The sequence below is a fragment of the Mycobacterium sp. ABE4_509 genome, from assembly GCF_056160785.1.
This window is the reverse complement of sequence record NZ_JBSWXU010000304.1, coordinates 1-1124: the sequence shown is the minus strand read 5'-3', so window position 1 is coordinate 1124 and position 1124 is coordinate 1. Positions and strand designations below refer to the sequence as shown.

Genomic DNA, 1124 nt, shown 5'->3' with positions numbered 1-1124 from the left:
CCGCCGGGCCGCCGCGACCGCGCAGCCGGCCGCCGCCACCGCGAGTGACAACACCACCAGGTCGTTGACGAAGCGAACCACCGGCAGGGCGCTCCATCTGCTCAGCTGCAGAACGGAGAACACTCCCCCAGCCAGCGCGATGCCGGTCGCGGTGGCCTTCGGGCTCAGCACCCGACGATGCTAGCAACAACTGACGCCACCGTCAGTGCAGCACGAGCGGGGTTCATCCGGCAGCCAACTGGCAGGTGGTGTCAACAGTCGGAGCCGGACCCGTTGACCCGAGCCGCACCCGCACGCTGGCGCACGACCACTGCCAGCAAACTCGGCCCGAGGACTGTCAGGGCAGCGAGTTCACCAGTTGCTCGACCGACACCCGCGGACCGGTGAAGAACGGCGTCTCCTCCCGCACGTGCCGGCGCGCATCGGTGGCGCGCAGATCGCGCATCAGGTCCACGATGCGGTGCAGTTCAGGGGCCTCGAACGCGAGCAGCCACTCGTAGTCGCCCAACGCGAACGAAGGCACCGTGTTGGCCCGCACGTCCTTGTAGCCGCGGGCGGCCATCCCGTGCTCGGAGAGCATCCGCCGGCGCTCGTCATCGGGCAGCAGATACCAGTCCAGCGACCGCACGAACGGGTAGACGCAGATGTAGGCGCCCGGCTCCTCGCCGGCCAGGAACGCCGGGATGTGACTCTTGTTGAACTCGGCTGGGCGGTGCAGCGCGACATTGCTCCACACCGGGTTCGACACCCGCCCCAGCGTCGTGGTGCGACGGAAATCGGCGTAGGTGGCCTGCAGCGCCTCGACACGTTCGGCGTGTGTCCAGATCATGAAGTCCGCATCGGCCCGCATCCCGGCGACGTCGTAGAGGCCGCGCACCACGACGCCGTTGTCCTCCTGACGCTTGAGGAAGGTCGCGGTGTCATCGATGGCGGCCGCGCGGGCGTCCTCGTCGTAGCCGAGTTCGCCGGAGCGCACCGAGAACACGGAGAACATCAGGTAGCGGATCGTGGAGTTGAGTTCGTCGTAGTCGAGCTTGGCCATGCGCCTATCGTGCCACGCGCGGCCGGCCGCCCCGTCCGCTCACCGGTCGGCGGTCACCAGCCCGGCCGCGGCCCTGTTGGCC

Annotated in this window: 1 protein-coding gene; it reads right to left on the bottom strand. The window is 69.0% G+C overall.

What is annotated here, in order from left to right:
• Positions 1–337: 337 nt before the first annotated feature.
• On the bottom strand, positions 338–1042 hold the full coding sequence (gene hemQ, locus ACXAID_RS28160; RefSeq protein ID WP_475025442.1) for a hydrogen peroxide-dependent heme synthase: 705 nt from the start codon (positions 1040–1042) through the stop codon (positions 338–340).
• Positions 1043–1124: the final 82 nt, after the last annotated feature.

Bases quoted from the DNA above. Each gene is read 5' to 3' on its own strand.
- hemQ (WP_475025442.1), bottom strand. From the start codon at position 1,042: ATGGCCAAGCTCGACTACGACGAACTCAACTCCACGATCCGCTACCTG.